A 19392-nucleotide genomic window follows, 5' to 3' on the forward strand; every position below is an offset into this window, starting at 1 on the left:
TGCTCGGTTTGATCCATGGCGAAGACCTCCGGTGTGGTGGAGGTGTCTAGGCTCACCGCAACGGAGGTCTTCGTGTCCCACCGTAATGCCCGGCTGACCGTTCATGGCAGGCGGCTGCTGGTCCAACGTTGTCGGCGGATGGCGAAGGCTGCCGTCGACCGCCCCGGGAGTGGTCACCCGATCGCCCGGCCACGTCCTACCGGGGCTCGTACGGGCCGCCGAGGTCCCACGCCTGGTGCATCGCGTCGGCGTAGGCCGCGGCCAGCCGGTGTTCGCCGGAGGCGTTGGGGTGCGTCCCGTCGTAGGTGTCGCGCTGGGTGTCGTAGCCCTCCGGGCGGGACGCCAGCAGCAGCGGGGACGTGGGCGAGTCCAGGTCGGCGACGGTCTTCGCCAGCAGCTCGTTGAAGCGGCGGCACTGCTCGGCGAACGGCGGGTCGGACTCCGCGCGGATGTTGGGTATCACGGGCAGCAGCACCATGCGGATACGGGAGTTGGCCTCGCGGGCCTCCGCGACGAAGGCGCGGACGTTGGCCGCGGTCTGCTCGGCGTCGGTGTAGAAGCCGAGGTCGATCAGGCCGAGGGAGACCAGCAGCAGATCGGCGCGGTGCTCGGCGACCGTCTCCCGGATCAGCGGCGCCATGTGCAGCCAGCCCTCGCCCCAGCCCGCCAGGTGGCACCGGGCGCGCTCGGGGAAGTCCGGGTCGGCGTAGGCCTGGGAGTCGGCGGCGCCGGAGTACGGGTCGTGCAGCCCGGTGCGCGGCCCGACGATGCGGTACGGGCCGCCGAACTCCCGGTTGAGGTGTTGCCACATCCGATAGCGCCAGGTGTGCTCGCCGGCGCTTCCGATGGTCATCGAGTCGCCGACGAACATGATTCGCATCGGGCCATCATCCCGGATGGCGGCCCCGGCCTGCGACGTGACGATGGCCACGCGGGGGCGTTCCGCTTCCGTGCCCCGCGCGGTCGGGGGCCACGGCGAACTCCGCCCAGACCTTCTTGCCGCGCGGCGTCGGTTCCCAGCCGCACTGTGCGGAGAGGAGCGCGACGAGTTCCAGGCCGCGGCCCGTCTCGTCCACGCCGGTCGCGGCGCGGGGCCGTGGGCCGGCCGGGCAGCCGTCGAAGACCTCGACGAGCAGGCGTCCGTGCTCTGCGAAGAGCCCGACGGAGATCAGCCCGCCCGCGTGCACCACGGCGTTGGTCAGCAGTTCCGACGTCACCAGCTCCACCGCGTCCGCGAGTTCCGGGGTGAGCTGTATCCAGCGACGGGCGGTGTCGAGGATGCGGTGCCGTGCGGGGGCGACGGCGCACGGAACTCCGGTGACCAGGAAGCGGGCGGTGGGCATGGGGCGGGCCATCTCCTCGGCTCGGTGCCCGGTCCGCGCGCGCCGGTGGGCCGCGCGGGCGGGGCGTTGCTGGGATGCCGCTCGGAGCCCTCTTCCCCAGGCGGGCCGGGGCTGTTGCCCGGCCGGGACGCCGAGCGGCACGTGCCCAGTCAACGTTCGGTGAGGTGGCCGGGGCCACGAAGAAGTGCCCGTGCTCTTCTCGCAGCCGACCGGAAGATTTGAGTACACGGTTATCCACAGGGCCCTGGCCCGAGTCACGATCGGGGCTACGGTGAGTGTGTGGCCGATAACTCCATGCTGCGAAAGCGAATGGACGACTGGGGTCTGACGCAGGCCGAGCTGGCCGATCGGATGAATCGGGAGGTGGAGCAACTCACCGGTGGTTTCGGCACGTTCACCGAGCGCACCGTGTACAACCTGCTGAGCGGCGCGACCGCATGGCCGCAGGCGAAGACGCGGCGGGCGCTGATGGCTGTGTTCGGATGTACATGTGAGGAGCTCGGCTTCCGTAGGCCGACCCCCGGGGCTGCGGAAACCCGTCCCGAACTGCGCGTGAAGCGCCGTACTTTCATCGTCACCACAGGCGCTGTCGCCGCATCGGGGTCGCTTCACCGCATCGGCGTCTCGGACCTCGCGAGGCTTCAGCGGGAGTTCGATGCCCTGGTGGCCGATGACGACCGCAACGGCGGTGGTGAAGCCCTGGAGCGGCGCTCCCTCGCTTTCGCCCAGCGCGCCATGGACCTCCAGAAGACCGGTTCCGCATCCGAGCGCATCCGGTCCGGTCTCTACCAACTCGCCGCTGCCTTCACCAGTACGGCGATGTGGGCGGCTGTGGACGCGCACCGTCCCGACCAGGCGCAGCGGCATCTCGAACGGGCCGTGACCCTGGCGGGGCTCTCCGGGGATTCCGCCATCCAGTACCGGATCTGGAGCCACGCGGCGATCCTCGCGCTCCAGCGGAAGCGATGGCCGGAGGCCTCGGCCGCGGCGACGGTCGCGCGCAGTGCCGCGGTGGTCCGCCGGGAACCGGCGTTCGCCTCCTTGATCCATGCGAGAAGTGCGGGGATCAACGCGACGACCGGAGACCGCACCGCCGCTCTCCGGAGCCTCGCATTCGCCGAATCCGCCTGGGAGAGAACCCGTCCGGACGGCGGACTGCCGAGCTGGATGGAGTTCTACGACCGGGCGGAACTCGACGGGTTGTCCACCATCGCGCACTTACGCATGGGGAACGCGGCTCAGGCCGAAGCGCACGCGCACCGAGCGCTGAGCGCGATACGTCCGCAGCTGGAGCGCAACAGGGTCTACTACACCGCATACCTGGCTCTCGCTCAGCTCGGTCAGGGAGACGTCGAGCTCGCCTGTGACACCGCCGCAACGGCCTTGTCCCACCCGTCCGGACGGACGAGCATCGTCCTCGCAGAGTTCGACGCCACGTTGGCCAGGACGTGTGGAGACGCGGACAGCGCGCGCAGATGGCGTGAGTTCCGCCGCGACACCGAACGCAGCCGGAAGGATTCCCGTTGATCGAGTTCCGCCGATTCGCGCAGACCGAACTGCCCGACGTCCGGCAGGTCATCCTGGACACCTATGCGGAGGTCTATGAAGGCACCGACGCCTTCCACGCCACTGCCCGTTTCGACGACCGGCTCACCTCGCACTCCGCCGCCCCGGGGTGGGAAGTCCTCATCGGGTACGACGCCGGGGAGCCGGTCGGTTTCACCTATGCGGCACCGCTGAGGCCGCAGGCCAAGTGGTGGACCGTCATGAGGGAACCGCTGCCGGCCGAGTACATCGAGGAGACCGGGTCACGCACCCTGGCCCTCTTCGAACTGATGATCCGGGAACAGTGGCGTGGTACCGGGGAGGCCAAGCGCATCCACGACGCATTGCTCGACGGCCGGCGCGAGGAGCGGGTCGTGCTCCTGGTGGATCCGGAGCACCCGAAGGTGAAGGCGCTGTACGAGGAGTGGGGCTATGAGCATATCGGGGACCAGCAGCCCTTTTCGGACTCTCCGGTCTACGCGGTGATGATGAAGGACCCGCTCAGGTAGCGAGTGGCCCCGCCCGCCGATGGTCCCCGGCCGCCGACCGCGACCGTGGGCGCCGGGACATGGGGACGGACGGTGTCGGACGGATTACTCGGCGCGCAGTGATACGCCGTGTATCAGTTGCCGTCCGGTCAGCCGGTGCGCCCGTTCAGATGCTCGGCCAGGGGCAGTAATCCGCCGATCCGGCGCCGCCCCTTGCCCTCCACGATCTGCCGGACGATCACGCGCGCGAGCACCTGGTACCGCATCCACTCCGGTGTGGCTTCCCTGACCCGGGTCAACGTCGATACCGCGGCGGTGAATTGGTTCTCCCAGGTCTTGTGCCTGCGCCACGTCCAGCAGGTGGCGGCTGCGGCCGGTGGGTGGGACGCGGCGGGAGGGGGTGACCCGTTTCGCCAGGCGGAGTGCTTCACCGGATCTGCCCTGGGACATGGCGACTTCGACCGCGATCATGTCGATCTTCGCCGGGCCGAAGAAGGCGTAGTTGCCGCCGTTCGTGTAGTCGGTGGTGTCGTCCCGGACCACGGTGGTGCAGCGGCGGGCCTCCTCCAGCAACTCCTTCGCCCCGTCGTGGTCCCCCTGACGCGAGGCGGCCGTCACCGCGCAGAGCATCAGCCGTCCCCACATGCGCAGGGCCGGGTAATCGGAGGGCGAGACACGCGGGTTGAGCTCGGCCGCCTTCGCCACGGCGATCCGGGCGGCCAGTTCCGGCTCGTTCTGGCGGAGCAGCACCCAGGAGAGGCCGGTGCAGCCCGCGGCCACGAGGAGCGGATCCTCCGCCGCGTCGGCCGCGAGCATCGCCCGGTCCAGCGCCGACCGGGCCAGGTCGTCCTGGGCGAGGTGAACGGCGGCGTGGGCGGCGAGCTGGTAGCCGCGGCTGAGAGCGGCAGCCACCTCGCGGGCGCCCTCTCCGCGGAGGCTGCGCACGGCCGCCTTCGCGCCCCCGATGAGGTCGGGGAGACCGCCGATCAGGAGGGCGTGCCGCCCGTCGTGGTACGCCTGCCACAGGAGCCGTACAGTGCGCCGCAGTTCGTCGAGGGCCGGGCCTTCGCGCTCCTCGACGGCCAGCGGGACGCCTGGCATCTCGTCCAGCGCGTGGATGCTCCGGCGGAGGACGGCGACGCTCGCGTTGCGTTCCCCGTCCTCCTGACGGAGCGCCTGGGGCTGGCCGAGCAGCGCCGAGGGCTTGACGTCCAGGGCGCGAGCCAGCTTGGCGAGGGTGCCCATCAGCGCCGTGGAGCGCCCGTCGCGCTCCAGTTTGCGGATGGTGGCGACGCTGACGCCGGAAGCGTCGGCCAGCTCCTGCTGGGTGAGCCCGGTCTGGCCACGGAGGCGGGCGAGGTTCTGACCGATCGTGGGCTCGTCGGGCATGGCGGCTCCGTCCTGACGGTGTGCTGCGGACGCTACTCGCCCGGACCGCCGAGGGGGACTCGACCGGATGGACCGGCCCGCGACGGGGCTCCCGGCCTTCTCCGGCCGGTTCGCGTGGCATCGCCCGTGTCCGGCAGGTGGCAATCTTTAGGGATGCGTTCGCTTCTGTGCGCCCTCGGCGCCGCTGCCCTGGTCGTGGTTCCGGCCGCCGTGCCCGCGGCGGCCGCCGGTCCCGACGGCCCGTCCTCGTTCAGCATCGAGGACCAACGGATCACGGAGTCCAGCGGGCTGGCCGCCAGCCGTGAGCACCCCGGGATCTACTGGACGCACAACGACAGCGACGACGGCCCGTACGTCTACGCGGTCGACAGCGCCACGGGCCGCACCGTCGCCACCGTCACGCTCAGCGGCATCGACACCCGGGACGTCGAGGCGATCTCCGTCGGGCCCGGCGGCCGGGTCTACGTGGGGGACATCGGCGACAACCTGGGCGGCGGCTGGCCCGAGGTGTGGATCTACCAGTTCCAGGAGCCGAAGGAGCTGCGGGACACCACGGTCACCCCGGTGCGCTACACCGTCCGTTACGACGGGGGACCGCGCGACGCGGAGTCGCTGCTGGTCCACCCGAAGACCGGCCGGGTCTACATCATCAGCAAGCACGAGGACGGCGGTGGGCTGTTCGCGGGGCCGAAGCGGATGTCGGCGTCCGGGGTGAACACCTTCGAGCGAATCGCCGACATCGACCTGTGGGCCACCGACGCCGCCTTCTCGCCCGACGGCAGCCGGCTCGCCGTCCGCAGCTACTTCTCTGCGCTGGAGTACCGCTGGAAGGACGGCGCCCCGGTGCGGCTCGGGCAGCCCAGCCTGCCGATACAGCGGCAGGGCGAGTCGGTGACCTTCACGCCCGACGGCCGGGCGCTGATGTACGGCACGGAGGGCGCCCGGTCCCGGGTGTCGCGGGTGGATCTGCGGAGCGAGCTGCTGCCCGACTCGGCGGCGCAGGAGGAGTCCGAGGACGGCAAGGGCTCCTCCTCCGCCCGGGACCGGTACGAGAGCGACAACGGCCTGGAAACCGACCTCAACCTGGTGGTGGGTGCACTGGTGGTGGCGGGGGCTGCCGTGCTGCTGCTGGGGCTGGGGCGGATCTTCCGCCGACGGTGACGGCCTGGACGGGCCCGACGCCGTCCCGGCCGTCGGGGTGGGCGAGGGCGGCGTCAGGCCCCGTACGGGGAGAAGCGGAGAAGTCGCCGGGCTTCGCCGGTGCGGAAGCCGTCAGGCCCCGTACGCGGAGAGCTCGGCGTTGTACGTGTAGAGCTCGGCGTTCGACACCCAGCCGACGGTGACCACCTGCACCTGGACCGTGGTCGCGGTCGCCGACGCGGGGGCGGTGACCGTGACCAGCGCGGCGCCGCCGCCCGGTGGTGACACGGCCACGATGGCCGTGCTGCGCTCAGGCCGGGACCGCGGGCGAGGCCCCCGGGGCTGCGGCGGGAGCCGTGAGGCGGGCGAGCCCGCGGTCATGGAACCGGCTGAGCAGGGTCAGTGCGAGAACCGCCCCGATCAGCGCACAGGCCATGTCCCACTGGGTGTCCCACTGGTCCCCCTGGGTGGCGAGGAAGGCGTCGGCCGAGGCACCGCCCGCCAGCGCCGCCCACCACTCGATCATCTCGAAGAAGGCGCTGAACGCCAGGCAGCCGCAGACCGTGAGCGGCGCCAGCCAGGCGCTGCCGCGCAGCGGCGAGGTGCGGACCAGCAGTTCGCGGACGAGGATCGCGGGCACGAAGCCCTGCGTGAGGTGGCCGATCCGGTCGTACGGATTGCGCTCCAGGCCGAGGGTGTCCTGCAGCCAGTTCCCGAACGGGACCTCGGCGTAGGTGTAGTGCCCGCCGACGATCAGGACCAGCGCGTGCGCGGCGAGCAGACAGCACAGCAGCGTGGTGAGCGGGAACCGCTTCCACAGCAGCACGAGGACCGGAAGGCCGACGATCACCCAGAACGTCTCCATGGCCCAGGTCAGCCGGTCGTGCGGCTGGAGCCCGGAGAGGACCAGCGCACAGAGCACGCCGGCGGCCAGCGCCGGGGGCAGCACGCGGGGGACGGACACGGAACCCATTCGATCAGCCCTCGTAGACATCGGTGCGGACGGAGACATCGGTACGGACGGAGACATCGGTACCGGTCCGGCGCGCGGAGCGCCGGGCCACGCCAGCATCAGGGGTGGGCCGCGGCGCTGTCATGAGTACGGGACACCAGTTTCCGGGCCGCGGCCGGGGGTAGGCCGGGGTGTCCCGAGCGGGCGCCGGGACCGTCCCGGGTCGGGTCCGGCTTCGGCGGACGGGCGCCGGTGGGCCGCCCGGAACACCGCTCGGACAGCCCGAATGGCCAGGTCAGGCGGCCTCCGGTCCGTCCTCCACCAGCCGCAGCTCGTAGTGGAGCGTCCGGTCGCGCTGGATGCGGTGGGCCGCCGGGACGAGGTAGCGCTGCACGACCGGGTACTTGCGCTCGATCAGGGCGCCGGCGTGGGCGTTCTCGCCGCCTCCGGCGTCGAGCAGGCGGGCGCGGGCCCGGCGGGTGCGTCCGGTCGGCTTGCCGAAGCGGGTGCAGGGGGCGATCTCCACCTCGGGGAAGTTGCGCATCCGCTTGACCTTGCCGGCCTTGCCGAAGGTGCGGATATAGGCGTGGTCGCCCTCGACGGCGATGTGGACGGGCGTCCCCACGGACGTGCCGTCCCGCTTGTGTGTGGTCAGCAGGACGCAGCCCTGCCGCACGAACGGTGCGAGTCCCGGTGTGGCCATGACTCCATGGAGGCACAGCGCGGTGCGGACGTCATCCGGAGGGCCGGCGCAGCCCCGTGCACCGCTGCGCCGGTGTGCTTCGACGCGGCGTCGGTCGCTCAGTCCGCGGTGAACCGGGTCGGCGTGCCCGGGATGGCAAGGTAAGTGATCACGGCGCCCCTCCCCGCGACGCCGCAACGGCCGCGCCCCCCCTGTGTCGTGAGCCGCGACCCCTTTGTCGTGAAAAGGTTCCCCGGTTTGTCCTGAAAAGGTTCCCCGGCGCACCGAACCTCCCCCGGGCCTTGCGCATCTTCAGGTGCGTAGGGCGCGCACCGACCTCGCGCGCCGATGCGTATCGGAGGGGGAAACCAGCATGAAGAGCAAGCTGACCGCCGTGGCCCTTGCGGCCGTCGTCGTCGCCGGCACCGCCGCTACCGCCGTCCCGGCCTCGGCCGCCCCGGCCAAGGCCCAGCCGACCCGTTGCCACACCGCCGACCTGAAGGCCGGCTTCGCCATGGGGGAGGACGCGAGGCCGGAGATGGAGCAGACCGAGAAGCAGACCCAGGCCCACATCTGGTTCAGCAACCGGAGCAACCGCACCTGCACCCTGTCCGGCTTCGCCGGTGTCGACATGGTCGGTGCTCAGGGGACCGACGGCACCTGGTCGCTGGCGCGCTCCTCCCAGAGGTCCGAGAAGATGACCCTGGAGAAGGGGGACACGGTGGACTTCAGCATCACCCTGCTCCCCGTGGCCGGGTCCACGCCGCAGAAGGAGAAGTTCGTTCCGGCGAAGTTCCTGGTCACCCCGCCGAACGAGACGGAGCACTTCACCCTGAAGTGGCCGTTCGGCGGCCAGATCCTCAAGCAGGACGGCGCCACCCACCCGGCCACCTACCTCAACCCGGTCGGGCTGTGACCGACGGGACAGCCGCTGAGCTTCCCTGCGAGCCGGGGTAGCCGTGCGGCCCGTGGCCGCGCGTACGCATACGGCCCCCGGAACCCGCGGTGAACGCGGGTTCCGGGGGCCGTACGGCGGAAACGAGGTGGGGTGACGCCTCAGAGCTTGTCGATGACGTAGTCGATGCAGGCGGTCAGGGCCTCGACGTCGGCGGGGGTGACGGCGGGGAACATCGCGACCCGGAGCTGGTTGCGGCCCAGCTTGCGGTAGGGGTCGGTGTCCACGATGCCGTTGGCGCGGAGCACCTTGGCGATGGCGGCGGCGTCGATGTCGTCGTTGAAGTCGATCGTGCCGACGACCTGGGACCGCTTGGCCGGGTCCGTGACGAACGGGGTGGCGTACGGCGACTTCTCGGCCCAGCCGTAGAGGCGGGAGGAGGAGTCGGCGGTGCGCTCGACGGCCCAGTCCAGGCCGCCGTTGCCGTTGATCCAGTCCAGCTGGTCGGCGAGGAGGAAGAGCGTCGCCAGGGCCGGGGTGTTGTACGTCTGGTTCTTCAGCGAGTTGTCGATCGCGGTGGGCAGCGAGAAGAACTCGGGGATGTGGCGGCCGGAGGCGTGGATCCGGGCGGCGCGCTCCAGGGCCGCGGGGGAGAAGGCGGCGAGCCAGAGGCCGCCGTCCGCGGCGAAGGACTTCTGCGGTGCGAAGTAGTAGACGTCGGTCTCGGTGATGTCGACGGGCAGGCCGCCGGCGCCGGAGGTGGCGTCCACCAGGACCAGGGAGCCCTCGTCGGCGCCCGCGACCCGCTTGAGGGGGGCCGCGACACCGGTGGAGGTCTCGTTGTGGGTGAGGCCGTAGACGTCGACACCGGCCTCGGCCCGCGGCTCGGGGTGAGTGCCGGGGTCGGAGGCGATGACGGTGGGGTCCGCCAGCCAGGGGGCGAGCTTGGCGGCCTTGGCGAACTTGGAGGAGAACTCGCCGAAGGACAGGTGCTGGGACTTGTTCTCGATCAGTCCGTGGGTCGCGATGTCCCAGAAGGCGGTGGAGCCGCCGTTGCCGAGCACCACCTCGTAGCCCTCGGGCAGGGAGAACAGGGAGCGGACGCCGTCGCGCACCCGGCCGACCAGGTTCTTCACCGGGGCCTGGCGGTGGGACGTGCCGAGGAGGGAGTCTCCGGTGGCCGCCAGGGCGCTGAGCGCCTCCGTACGCACCTTGGACGGGCCCGAGCCGAAACGACCGTCGGCGGGCTTGATGTCAGCGGGAATCTGGATCTCAGCCACGGTGGGCAGCCTAGTCCGTCGGAGCGGGGTGGCAGGGCGGAGTCCAGCGGATGAGACATACCGTTCCGCTTCGCGAAGGGCCTCCGGGGGCGCGGCGCCGTGCGGAGGGCGCGGGTCCGGGCCCCCGCGCCGGCGGGGGACGCGCAGGCCGGGGCACCGTGCGGCCGGACGGGCGCGGTTCCGACGGCCCTTTCGCCGTCCGCGCGACGGCCCCTCCACCGCCCGCCTCGACGGCCCCTTCGCCATCCCCACAACTGCACCTTCACCCGTCCGCACTACGGATCCTTCACCGCCCGCACAGGTGAAGGCGGCCGGGTTTCGGGCAGGCTGGGCCCATGGACAGGCGCAGGGACAGCGAGCTCTCCCCGGACGCGGCGCACGCGCTGCGGACAGCGGTCCGTGGCGAGGTCTCCTTCGACTCCACGAGCCGGGCACTGATGACCATGGACGCGTCGAACTACCGGCGGGTCCCGGACGCCGTCGTCGCACCGCGGGACGCCGAGGACGTCGCCGCCGTGCTCGCCGTCTGCCGCGAGCACCGGCTGCCGGTCGTCCCGCGCGGCGGCGGGACGTCGATCGCCGGGCAGGCCACCGGGGTGGGCGTGGTGCTGGACTTCACCCGGCACATGAACCGCATCGTGTCCGTCGACCCGGAGCACCGGACCGCCGTCGTCCAGCCCGGGGTGATCCTCGACGAGCTGCGCCGGGCGGCGGGCGCGCACGGGCTGACCTTCGGCGCCGACCCGTCCACGCACGCGCGCTGCACCCTCGGCGGCATGATCGGCAACAACTCCTGCGGCTCGCACTCCGTCGCCTGGGGCACCACCGCCGACAGCGTGCACGAGCTGGACGTCCTGGCCTACGGCGGCGAGCGCGTCCGGCTGGGCCGCGGTGAGCGGACCACGGGGCTCCCGGCGCGGCTGCGGGACGGCGCCGAGGCCCTGGTCGCCGCGCGCCTCGCGCTGCTGCGCACCGGCTTCCCCGAGCTGCCCCGCCGGATCTCCGGCTACGCCCTGGACGAGCTGCTGCCGGAGAAGGGCGCCGACTGGGCGCGGGCCTTCACCGGCAGCGAGGGCACGCTCGGGGTGCTCACCGAGGCGACGGTCCGGCTCGTCGAGGCGCCCGGCGCGCGGGTCCTGGCGGTGCTGGGTTACGAGGACGAGGGCGCGGCCGCCGACGCCGCGCACACCCTGCTGCCGCACGGGCCGCTGACCGTCGAGGGCATGGCCTCCGACCTGGTGCCCGGCGCCGCGGCGGCCCGGCTGCCCAAGGGCGGCGCCTGGCTGTTCGTCGAGGTCGGGGGCGCCGACGCGGAGGAGGCGCGGGCGCGGGCCGACGCGCTGTGCCGGGCCGCGGCGGACGGCACCACCGACCGCGACGTGGTCACCGACCCGGCCCGGCAGCGCGCCCTGTGGCGGATCCGCGAGGACGCCTCGGGGACCGCGACCCGGATGCCCGACGGCAGCGAGGCCTGGCCGGGCTGGGAGGACTGCGCGGTGCCGCCCGCCCGGCTGGGCGGCTATCTGCGGGACTTCCGCGGGCTGATGGCCGAGCACGGGCTGCGCGGCACGCCGTACGGGCACTTCGGCGACGGCTGCATCCATGTGCGGATCGACTTCGACCTGCTCACCCGGGACGGCGTGCGGCGCTTCCGGCACTTCTCCGAGGACCTCGCCGACCTGGTGGTGGAGCACGGCGGTTCGCTGTCCGGCGAGCACGGCGACGGGCAGGCGCGGGCCGAGCTGCTGCCGCGGATGTACGGGCCCGAACTGGTCGGCGCGTTCGAGGAGTTCAAGGACCTGTGGGACCCGGCGGGCGGGCTCAACCCGGGCATCCTCGCCCGGCCGGACCGGCTCGACGAGAACCTGCGCTTCGCGTCGCTGCCCCGGAAGCCGGTCGACGTGGAGTTCGGCTACCCGCACGACAGCGGGGACTTCTCCGCGGCGGTGCGCCGGTGCGTGGGCGTCGCCAAGTGCCGTACCACCGCGGTCGCCGGGGCCGGGGTGATGTGCCCGTCGTTCCGGGCGACGGGCGAGGAGCAGCACTCCACCCGCGGCCGGGCCCGGCTGCTGCACGAGATGCTCGCGGGCGAGGTCGTCACCGACGGCTGGCGCTCGACCGAAGTGCGGGACGCGCTGGACCTCTGCCTGAGCTGCAAGGGGTGCCGCAGCGACTGCCCGGTCGGGGTGGACATGGCCACCTACAAGGCGGAGTTCCTGCACCACCACTACGAGGGGCGGGTGCGCCCGGCGGCCCACTACGCGATGGGGTGGCTGCCGGTGTGGCTGCGCTCGGCCGCGGCGCTGCGGTCGGCCCCGCTGCTCAACGCGGCGGCGCGCGGCCCGCTGGGGGGTGTCGGCAAACGGCTCGGCGGCATCGCGCCCGAGCGGAGCGTTCCGGAGCTGGCGCCCGAGCCGTTCACCCGGTGGTGGCGCAGGCGGGAGGGCCCGTCCGGCGGCGGACCGGCCGGGGCGGAGCGGGGCCGGACGGTCGTCCTCTGGCCGGACACCTTCACCGAGCACCTCGCGCCGTCGGTCGGCCGGTCGGCGGTGGCCGTGCTGGAGGCCGCCGGGCTGCGGGTCGTGCTGCCGCCCGCGCCCCGGCGCGGGGCGCTGTGCTGCGGGCTGACCTGGGTGTCGACCGGGCAGCTCGACCGGGCGCGCAAGGTCATGCGGCGCACCCTGGGCGCGCTGGCGCCGGTGCTCGGCTCGGGGCTGCCGCTCGTGGTGCTGGAGCCGAGCTGCGCGGCGGCCCTGCAGACGGACCTCCCGGAGCTGGTGGACGACGATCCGCGCGCCGCGGAACTCGCCTCGTCGGTGCGGACCTTCGCGCAGGCCCTGGACCAGTACGCGCCGGACTGGGAGCCGCCGCGGGTGGACCGCCCGGTGGCCGGCCAGACCCACTGCCACCAGCACGCGGTCCTCGGGGACGCGGCGGAGCGGCGGCTGCGGGAACGGGCCGGGCTGACCGGTGAACTGAGCGGCGGCTGCTGCGGCCTGGCGGGCAACTTCGGCTTCGAACGCGGCCATTACGACGTGTCGGTGGCCTGTGCGGAGGAACAGCTGCTGCCGTCGGTGCGGTCCGCGCCCGCCGGGACGGAGATCCTCGCGGACGGGTTCTCCTGCCGCACCCAGCTCGACCAGCTGTCCGGCCGCCGCGGGCGGCACCTCGCGGAGGTGCTCGCGGAGCACCTGTGAGGGGCGGGCGGGGACTTGTTCCCACGGACGTCCGGGGCGGTCCCACGCCGAACGGCCGGGGCTTCCCGCCGGACTCCTGGGGGAATCCCGTACGGCCGCTCCGCTGTCCGCCGGTCACCGGCCGCCTCTGCCCCGTACAAACCCGCCCCGCACCAAGAACTTCGGATTCCGGATCAACCTCGGGAGCCGGTTCCGCGTCTGAGTGAGCGGCGTGAAGAATGGCCCTTCGTGTTCCCGCCGCATTCCCTGTGCCGAACAACCGGAATTCCTCCGGGAATTCTTTGACGCGACCGCCGGGCGACTTCTAGGGTTGCTCAACGTCGCTTCTCCCCAAGCAAGTCGGGCTCGATTCCGCGAGCCCTCTTTCTGCTTGCCGGAGTTTCGTTACGCACAGAGGAGACCCCCCATGCGCATTTCTTCCTCCCGTCGCAACGCCCGGAGAATAGCCGCCGCCGGTATGGCGTCCGCCGCGGTCGCGGCCCTGGTCGCGACCGCCGCACCGGCGGCCCAGGCCGACGCCCCGTCCGGCGAGCGCTCCCGCCCCAGCACGCGGATCATCGGCGGCGGCGGCGCGTCCAACGACGCGTACCCCTTCATGGCCGCCCTGCTGCACAAGGGCTCCGGCAACGCGCTGAAGCGACAGTTCTGCGGCGGCAGCCTGATCGCGCCGAACGTCGTCATGACCGCGGCGCACTGCGTCGAGGGCGAGAACCCGAAGAAGCTCCAGGTCGCCGTCGGCCGGACGGTGCTCTCCAACTCCGAGCAGGGCCAGGTCCGGAACGTCCGGAAGTCCGAGGGCCCCGGCGACTCCGGTCTCGTGGTGCACCCCCGCTACACCAAGGGCGACGCGGCCTACGACATGGCCTTCATCGAACTGGCGAAGCCGGTCAAGGGCATCGTCCCCGCCAAGATGCCGACCCCGGGCACGGACGCGCTGATCCGCCCGGGCGCCAAGGCCACCGTCATCGGCTGGGGCAACACCGACACCGACGTCCCGCACACCCCGGACCGGCTCCGTGAGGTGAAGGTTCCGGTGCTCTCGCACGCCGAGTGCCAGGTGAGCTACAAGGAGTACAACTCCAAGGTCAACTTCTGTGCCGGCGTGGAGGGCAAGGACTCCTGCCAGGGCGACAGCGGCGGCCCGATCTTCCGCACGGTGCCCGGCCGCGAGGAGCCCATCCAGACCGGCATCGTCTCCTACGGCGACGGCTGCGCGGCGCAGGGCGCTCCCGGCGTCTACACCTCCCTCAGCTCCGCCAAGCTGTGGAAGACGCTGGGCGAGTCCGCCGAGGGGAAGCGGCTGAAGGAGAACCTGGGCCGCTGACCCGCCCGGGTCGGGCGGCCGGCGTTCGCGCATCCCGGTCGCCGGCCTCTCGCCGGCCGCGGCGGCGGCACGTGACGCTCCGTCCCCGGCCGCAGCAGCGGCGGCATCTGACGCTCCGTCCCCGGCCCGGCCCTCATGCGGCCGGGCCGGGGACGGCCAGCTGCCGTGCATAGATCCGGACCAGGTCGGACCGGAGGTAGTGGCCCGTGACGTGTTCCTGGAGCAGGTGCGCGTCGCACAGCTCGGCGAGTTCGCGCCGGGTGCGGTCGAGGTCCTGCCCGGCGAGTTCGGCGGCCCGGGAGACCTCGATCCGGGGGCCGGGGAGCAGCCCGAGGACGCGGAACAGCCCTGCGGCGCCGGGCGAGAGCGCGTCGTGGCTGACGCGGAGCGCGGCGTCCATGGCCGAGTCCTCGCCGGGCGCGGACAGTTCGGTCAGCCGCCGCCGCTCGTCCGTCAGCCGCAGGGCCCAGCACTCCAGGCTCCAGTCGGGGTGGGCCATGAGCCGGGCGGCGGAGATCCGCAGCGCCAGCGGCAGCCGGTCGCAGAGGCCGACGACCCGCCGGGCCGCGTCCTCCTCGGCGGCGATCCGCGGCCGGCCCAGCGCGGAGCCCAGCATCTCCAGCGCGTCGTCCGGGGCGAGCGGGCACACCGTCACCAGGGTGGCGCCGTCCCGGACCGCCAGCGGGGTCAGCCGTCTGCGGCTGGTGACCACCGTCAGGCAGCCCGGGGCGGCGGGCAGCAGGGGGCGTACCTGGCCGACGGTGCCCGCGTCGTCCAGGACCACCAGGATCCGGCGGCCGACGACCAGCGAGCGGTACAGAGCGGAACGGTCCGCCGGCGCGGGCGGAATCGCCTCATCCGGCACGCCGAGGGCGGTGAGCAGCAGGGACAGGGCCGCCCCGGGCTCGCCGGGCTCCGGGCCGAGCCCCCGCAGGCCGATGAAGAACTGCCCGTCGGGGAAGTCCGGCCGCCGCCGGTGCGCCCACTCCACCGCCAGGGTGGTCTTGCCCGTCCCGGCCCCGCCCGCCAGGACCACACAGCCGGCGCCGGGCGGCGCGGCGGCCCGGTCCAGGGCGGCGAGCTCCCGCTCCCGGCCGCAGAAATCCGGTACCGGGCCGGGCAGCGGTGCGGCGGCGGCGAGGGATGCCGGCGGGCGCCAGATGTCGTCGGCGGGGGCCGGCCCGCTGCGGACGCCGGTGGTCCGGTCGTGCCACGGCCCGCCGGGAGCGGGCCCGCCGCGTACGGCCGACGGGCCGCCGGACGCGGCGCGGACCGGCGCCCTGCGCCCGGGGGCGGGTACCGGCCGCGCCGGCACCGTCTCCCCGCCGAGCACCGCGAGGTAGGCGCCGTGCAGTGCGGGGCCGGGGTCGATGCCGAGTTCGTCGTTGAGCTGCCGCTTCGCGCGGTAGTACTGGTCGAGCGCCTCGGCCTGCCGTCCGTCGGCCTGCAGGGCGCGGATGAGCAGCGCGGTCAGCTCCTCGTGCAGCGGGTGTTCCGCCACTCCCGCGGTGAGTTCGGTGATCAGCTCGCCGTGCCGGCCGAGGAACAGCAGATGCCGTCCGAGGTCCTGGAGGGCCGCGACCCGCGACTGGGCCAGGCCGACACCGAGCATCCGGCGCACCCGTTCGCCGGGCACGTCGGCCAGGGCGTCCCCGCGCCAGAGCCCGAGGGCCTGGCGCAGCACCGGCACGGCCCGGTGCGGCTCGGCCCCGCGCGCGGCGGTCACCAGGTGCCGGAACCGGGTGGCGTCCACCGTGACCGGGTCGGCCGCCAGCGCGTATCCCGTGCCCCGGGTGACGAGTTCGGCGTGCCCGGCCAGCAACTGCCGCAGCCGGTGCACATGGTTGTGGACGACGCCCCGCGCCCGGGCCGGCGGCTCCGCGTCCCAGGCGAGGTCGATCAGCCGGCCCACCGGGACGACCTGATTGACCTCGCTCATCAGCACCGCCGCCACGGTGCGGATCCGCCCCGAACCCAGAGGGATCAGCCGGCCATTGTTCATCTCGATTTCAACCGGCCCCAGTAGCCGAAACTGAACCATCGTGCCTCGGTTCCCTCTTGCTGAACAGGCTTGCGCCGAAACGGTCTTGTGCCTCGGAAGACGTTCCGGAGAGAGCAGGGTTGCTTCGGGGTACCCGGTTATCTCACCATCTGGACGACATCGTAAGCGGAACGTCGAAGAAGGCCTTTCGGGGTGGTGTGAGCGGGCTGTGAGCCGATCATGAGCGGGGCGCCGAAGCATCGTTTCCGTCCGGACCGAGCGGACGAATCCCGCACGATTCCGGACCCATCTCCGTTACTCGCCAGTTGTGTTACCGGTGAGTCGGATAAATGGCTCCGCAGTCCCGTAGAGAACGAGGAGAACCATGTCCCCCCGCAGCATTGTGAAGAAGAGCCTCGCCGCCGTGACGCTGTGCGCCGCGCTCACCGCGACCGCCGTCGCCTTCCCGGCGACTGCCTCGGCGTCCCCGGCCGTGGCGGCCGCCGCGGCCGGCGAGTCGCCGGTCAGCGTCGGCGCGAACGCCAACCTGAACATGAACGTCGACGTTCTCGGCATCGCCAACAAGATCGAGGCGTCGATCAAGACCGCCCAGAACCGTGAGGGCTTCGTCAAGAACCTGATGGAGTCGGCGTACTACGCCAGCGGCCAGAAGTACAACGTCATGGTGATGAACCTCAGCCAGGGCTACGAGGAGCACTTCAACGGGGTCCAGGGCTACGGCTCGGCCACCTACGACGGTGTCGTCTACGGCATCTGGGTCTTCGAGGACGGCGAATTCACCAACACCGGCGACGGCGGTTACATCAACTGGGCCTTCAAGGGCCTGTGGGAGCGCCCGGACAACGGCGGTTACGTGAAGTTCTTCCGCCACGCCTGATGCGCCGGCCGGATAGTCTTCGGCCATTGCTTCCGTGGTGACGGCCCGTCGGAATTTCCGACGGGCCGTTTCACGTTTTCCGCATTCCTTTCCGAGGGAGCGGGAGGCGGAAATGGGTGCATGGTGCCGTTCGGGTTCGGGCTTCCGGGCTCCGAGGATCCCGCGCAACCGGAGCCGCCCCCGGCGTCACCGCGGCACCGCCCCACCGCGCGAACGCGGCCCCGTCCTCACCCTCCGCTCTCCGCCACCACCTCGCGGGCCAGGGCCACCAGGGACGGGATGGCCGGGTGGCCCGCGGTGTCCCGCCAGGCCAGGAAGACCGGGACGTCCGGTGCGCCGGTGACCGGGACGTAGGTCACCCCGGGGTGCGCATGGATGCTGGTGGTGGCCGCCGCGGTGACGCCCACGCCCCGGCCGGCCGCGATGGCAGCCAGCCAGTCGTCGGTGTTGGCCACCGTCAGGGTCGCCGCCGGGCGCGGGCCGCCGGGCCACAGGTCCGGGGTGGTGAGGCCGGAGACGCTGTTCAGGACGACCGTCTCCCCGGCGATGTCCGCCGGGGTCAGCTCCGGCCGGGCGGCCAGCGGGCTGTCGGAGGGCACGGTCGCCACCCGCGGCTCGGTGTACAGCTGCTCCGTGATCACCCCCGGCGCGTCGACCCGGCCGCGGAGCACCGCGATGTCGACCGCGCCCCGGGTCAGCCCGGCCGTCCGGTCGTCGATGCGCAGCAGCTCCAGCGGGGTCTCCGGGTGCGCCTCGCTCCACCGGCGCAGCAGCGGTGTCGTGTACTCGCCCGCCGCCGACCAGGGGTGCCCCAGCCGCAGCGGCCACTGCCGCAGCCGGGCCGGGAGGACCGCCTCGTCGAAGGCGGCGACGGCCGCCGCGGCCTTGTCGCGGAACGCCCGGCCCTCGGTGGTGAGCTCCAGATGGTGGGTCGACCGGTCCACCAGGCGCACGCCCAGCGCGAGTTCCAGCCGGCTCAGGGTGCGGGAGACCGCGGGCTGGGTGAGGTGGAGCCGGGCGGCGGCGCGCGTGATGCTCCCCTCCTCGGCGATGGCGAGGAAGCAGCGGAGATGACGCAGCTCGACGGTCATGCGTTCGAAGCATAACAACAGGGAATCCGGCATTTCACGGGGCGAAGATCGCCTCCTTAGCGTGCAGGGGTGAGCGAAGACCGGACCCTCGTAGCCCCCGCCCCCTCTGTCCCCGCCCCCTCTCCGTCGGCCCCCGCGTCCGCCGCGGAGGGCCCTGCATCCGCTCCGGCGTCCCGGCTGTCCCGGTCGGCCGGGGTGGCGATGGTGGCGGGCGGAGCGGTCTCGCTCCAGCTCGGCTCCGCCGTGGCCGCGCTGCTGTTCCCGCGGACCGGGCCGCTCGGGATGGTCACGCTGCGCCTCGTCGTCGCCGCGGTCGTCCTGCTGGTGGTGTGCCGCCCCCGGATCCGCGGTCACAGCCGCGCCGACTGGGCCGTGGTGTGCGGCTTCGGTGCCGCGCTGGCGGGCCTGAACACGCTCTTCTACCAGGCGCTGGACCGCCTGCCGCTGGGCACCGTGGTCACCCTGGAGGTGCTCGGCCCGCTCGCGCTGTCGGTGCTCGCCTCCCGCCGGGTGGCGAGTCTGCTGTGGGCGGCGCTGGCGCTGGGCGGGGTGTTCCTGCTCGGCCGGGGCGGTTTCGACCGGCTGGATCCGGCCGGAGTCGGCTTCGCGCTGGCCGCGGGCGTGCTGTGGGCCGGGTACATCCTGCTGGGTGCCCGTACCGGCCGCCGCTTCCCGCGGGCCGACGGCCTCGCCATCGCCATGGCCGTCGGGGCCCTGCTCGCCCTGCCGTTCGGCGCCGGGCAGGCGCGGGTGGCGCTGACCGACCCCGTGCTGTTCGGCCTGGCCGCGTCGGTCGCCCTGCTCTCCTCGGTGCTGCCCTACACCCTCGAACTGCTCGCCCTGCGCAGCCTCCCGGAGGCCGCCTTCGCCGTCCTGCTGAGCCTGGAGCCGGCCGTCGCCGCCCTCGCCGGATACCTGGTCCTCGGCCAGGAGCTCACCCTCACCGACGGGCTCGCCATCGCGCTGGTCGTCGCCGCGAGCGCCGGGGCGGTCGGGATGCCGGACCGGCGCGACCGGGCGCGTGACCGGGTGCGCGGCAGTCTGCGCCGCCGGCTGCGCGGCTGCGGCGGGGAGCACGGCGGCAGCGACCGCGAGCGCGGCGACCTCGCCGCGAGCCCCGAGGGCGCGAGCCCCGAGGACGGGGGCCGTGAGGACGGGGGCCGTGAGGACGCGAGCCCCGAGGACGC

At 73.0% G+C, this 19392-nt stretch carries 16 protein-coding genes and 1 pseudogene; 8 read left to right on the forward strand and 9 right to left on the reverse strand.

The window, feature by feature from the left end; genetic code table 11:
- Positions 1 to 196: 196 nt before the first annotated feature.
- Both ACFYYR_RS16795 and ACFYYR_RS16800 read right to left on the reverse strand, forming a co-directional pair.
- Complete coding sequence (locus ACFYYR_RS16795) at positions 197 to 880, reverse strand: GDSL-type esterase/lipase family protein (RefSeq protein WP_388853046.1); 684 nt, start codon at positions 878 to 880, stop codon at positions 197 to 199.
- 7 nt (positions 881 to 887) lie between these two features.
- Positions 888 to 1343: an ATP-binding protein gene (locus ACFYYR_RS16800; RefSeq protein ID WP_388853049.1), complete on the reverse strand. Its 456-nt coding sequence runs from the start codon at positions 1341 to 1343 to the stop codon at positions 888 to 890.
- A 294-nt stretch (positions 1344 to 1637) separates the two neighbouring features.
- On the opposite strand from ACFYYR_RS16800, the gene ACFYYR_RS16805 reads away from it, so the two are divergent.
- Complete coding sequence (locus tag ACFYYR_RS16805) at positions 1638 to 2870, forward strand: hypothetical protein (protein ID WP_388853051.1); 1233 nt, start codon at positions 1638 to 1640, stop codon at positions 2868 to 2870.
- Entirely contained in the window at positions 2867 to 3397 is a 531-nt protein-coding gene (locus ACFYYR_RS16810) for a GNAT family N-acetyltransferase (RefSeq protein WP_388853054.1), read from the forward strand. Before ACFYYR_RS16805 ends, ACFYYR_RS16810 begins: the two co-directional genes overlap by 4 nt.
- Before the next feature lie 84 nt (positions 3398 to 3481).
- Here the strand turns inward: ACFYYR_RS16810 and ACFYYR_RS16815 are convergent, their stop codons facing one another.
- A complete protein-coding gene (locus tag ACFYYR_RS16815) occupies positions 3482 to 4765 on the reverse strand; it encodes a helix-turn-helix domain-containing protein (RefSeq protein ID WP_388853057.1) in 1284 nt (427 codons plus the stop codon).
- A 153-nt stretch (positions 4766 to 4918) separates the two neighbouring features.
- On the opposite strand from ACFYYR_RS16815, the gene ACFYYR_RS16820 reads away from it, so the two are divergent.
- Entirely contained in the window at positions 4919 to 5926 is a 1008-nt protein-coding gene (locus ACFYYR_RS16820) for a hypothetical protein (RefSeq protein WP_388853060.1), read from the forward strand.
- A 111-nt stretch (positions 5927 to 6037) separates the two neighbouring features.
- Here the strand turns inward: ACFYYR_RS16820 and ACFYYR_RS16825 are convergent, their stop codons facing one another.
- The 3 genes from ACFYYR_RS16825 to ACFYYR_RS16835 all read right to left on the reverse strand — a co-directional run bounded on the left by ACFYYR_RS16825 (position 6038) and on the right by ACFYYR_RS16835 (position 7560).
- The gene (locus tag ACFYYR_RS16825) at positions 6038 to 6199 is read right to left on the reverse strand and encodes a hypothetical protein (RefSeq protein WP_388853063.1); all 162 of its coding nucleotides are present in this window, start codon (positions 6197 to 6199) and stop codon (positions 6038 to 6040) included.
- Between the two features lie 16 nt (positions 6200 to 6215).
- Positions 6216 to 6878 (reverse strand): DUF2238 domain-containing protein, encoded by a 663-nt coding sequence (locus ACFYYR_RS16830; RefSeq protein WP_388853068.1) that lies wholly within the window; start codon positions 6876 to 6878, stop codon positions 6216 to 6218.
- A gap of 274 nt (positions 6879 to 7152) precedes the next feature.
- A complete protein-coding gene (locus ACFYYR_RS16835) occupies positions 7153 to 7560 on the reverse strand; it encodes a PPOX class F420-dependent oxidoreductase (RefSeq protein WP_388853071.1) in 408 nt (135 codons plus the stop codon).
- A gap of 352 nt (positions 7561 to 7912) precedes the next feature.
- Between ACFYYR_RS16835 and ACFYYR_RS16840 the strand changes: the two genes are divergently transcribed.
- Positions 7913 to 8455, forward strand: a complete 543-nt coding sequence (locus tag ACFYYR_RS16840) for a DUF4232 domain-containing protein (RefSeq protein ID WP_388853074.1) — start codon at positions 7913 to 7915, stop codon at positions 8453 to 8455.
- 140 nt (positions 8456 to 8595) lie between these two features.
- Here the strand turns inward: ACFYYR_RS16840 and serC are convergent, their stop codons facing one another.
- On the reverse strand, positions 8596 to 9714 hold the full coding sequence (gene serC, locus ACFYYR_RS16845) for a phosphoserine transaminase (protein ID WP_388853077.1): 1119 nt from the start codon (positions 9712 to 9714) through the stop codon (positions 8596 to 8598).
- A gap of 335 nt (positions 9715 to 10049) precedes the next feature.
- Between serC and ACFYYR_RS16850 the strand changes: the two genes are divergently transcribed.
- Positions 10050 to 12911, forward strand: a complete 2862-nt coding sequence (locus ACFYYR_RS16850; protein ID WP_388853080.1) for an FAD-binding and (Fe-S)-binding domain-containing protein — start codon at positions 10050 to 10052, stop codon at positions 12909 to 12911.
- Between the two features lie 406 nt (positions 12912 to 13317).
- Complete coding sequence (locus ACFYYR_RS16855; protein ID WP_388853083.1) at positions 13318 to 14235, forward strand: S1 family peptidase; 918 nt, start codon at positions 13318 to 13320, stop codon at positions 14233 to 14235.
- A 133-nt stretch (positions 14236 to 14368) separates the two neighbouring features.
- Here ACFYYR_RS16855 and ACFYYR_RS16860 read toward each other — a convergent pair whose 3' ends face one another.
- Positions 14369 to 16237, reverse strand: a complete 1869-nt coding sequence (locus tag ACFYYR_RS16860; protein WP_388853086.1) for a BTAD domain-containing putative transcriptional regulator — start codon at positions 16235 to 16237, stop codon at positions 14369 to 14371.
- A 364-nt stretch (positions 16238 to 16601) separates the two neighbouring features.
- Here ACFYYR_RS16860 and ACFYYR_RS16865 point away from each other — a divergent pair, with 364 nt between their 5' ends.
- Complete coding sequence (locus ACFYYR_RS16865; protein ID WP_388853089.1) at positions 16602 to 17114, forward strand: stress protein; 513 nt, start codon at positions 16602 to 16604, stop codon at positions 17112 to 17114.
- A gap of 227 nt (positions 17115 to 17341) precedes the next feature.
- Here the strand turns inward: ACFYYR_RS16865 and ACFYYR_RS16870 are convergent, their stop codons facing one another.
- Positions 17342 to 18205: a LysR family transcriptional regulator gene (locus ACFYYR_RS16870; protein WP_388853092.1), complete on the reverse strand. Its 864-nt coding sequence runs from the start codon at positions 18203 to 18205 to the stop codon at positions 17342 to 17344.
- 69 nt (positions 18206 to 18274) lie between these two features.
- Here ACFYYR_RS16870 and ACFYYR_RS16875 point away from each other — a divergent pair.
- Positions 18275 to 19228 (forward strand): annotated as a pseudogene (locus ACFYYR_RS16875) (DMT family transporter); the annotation flags it as partial.
- Between the last annotated feature and the right edge of the window lie 164 nt (positions 19229 to 19392).

Origin of the sequence: Streptomyces sp. NPDC001922 (assembly GCF_042891165.1) — a bacterium.
GTDB lineage: Bacteria > Actinomycetota > Actinomycetes > Streptomycetales > Streptomycetaceae > Streptomyces.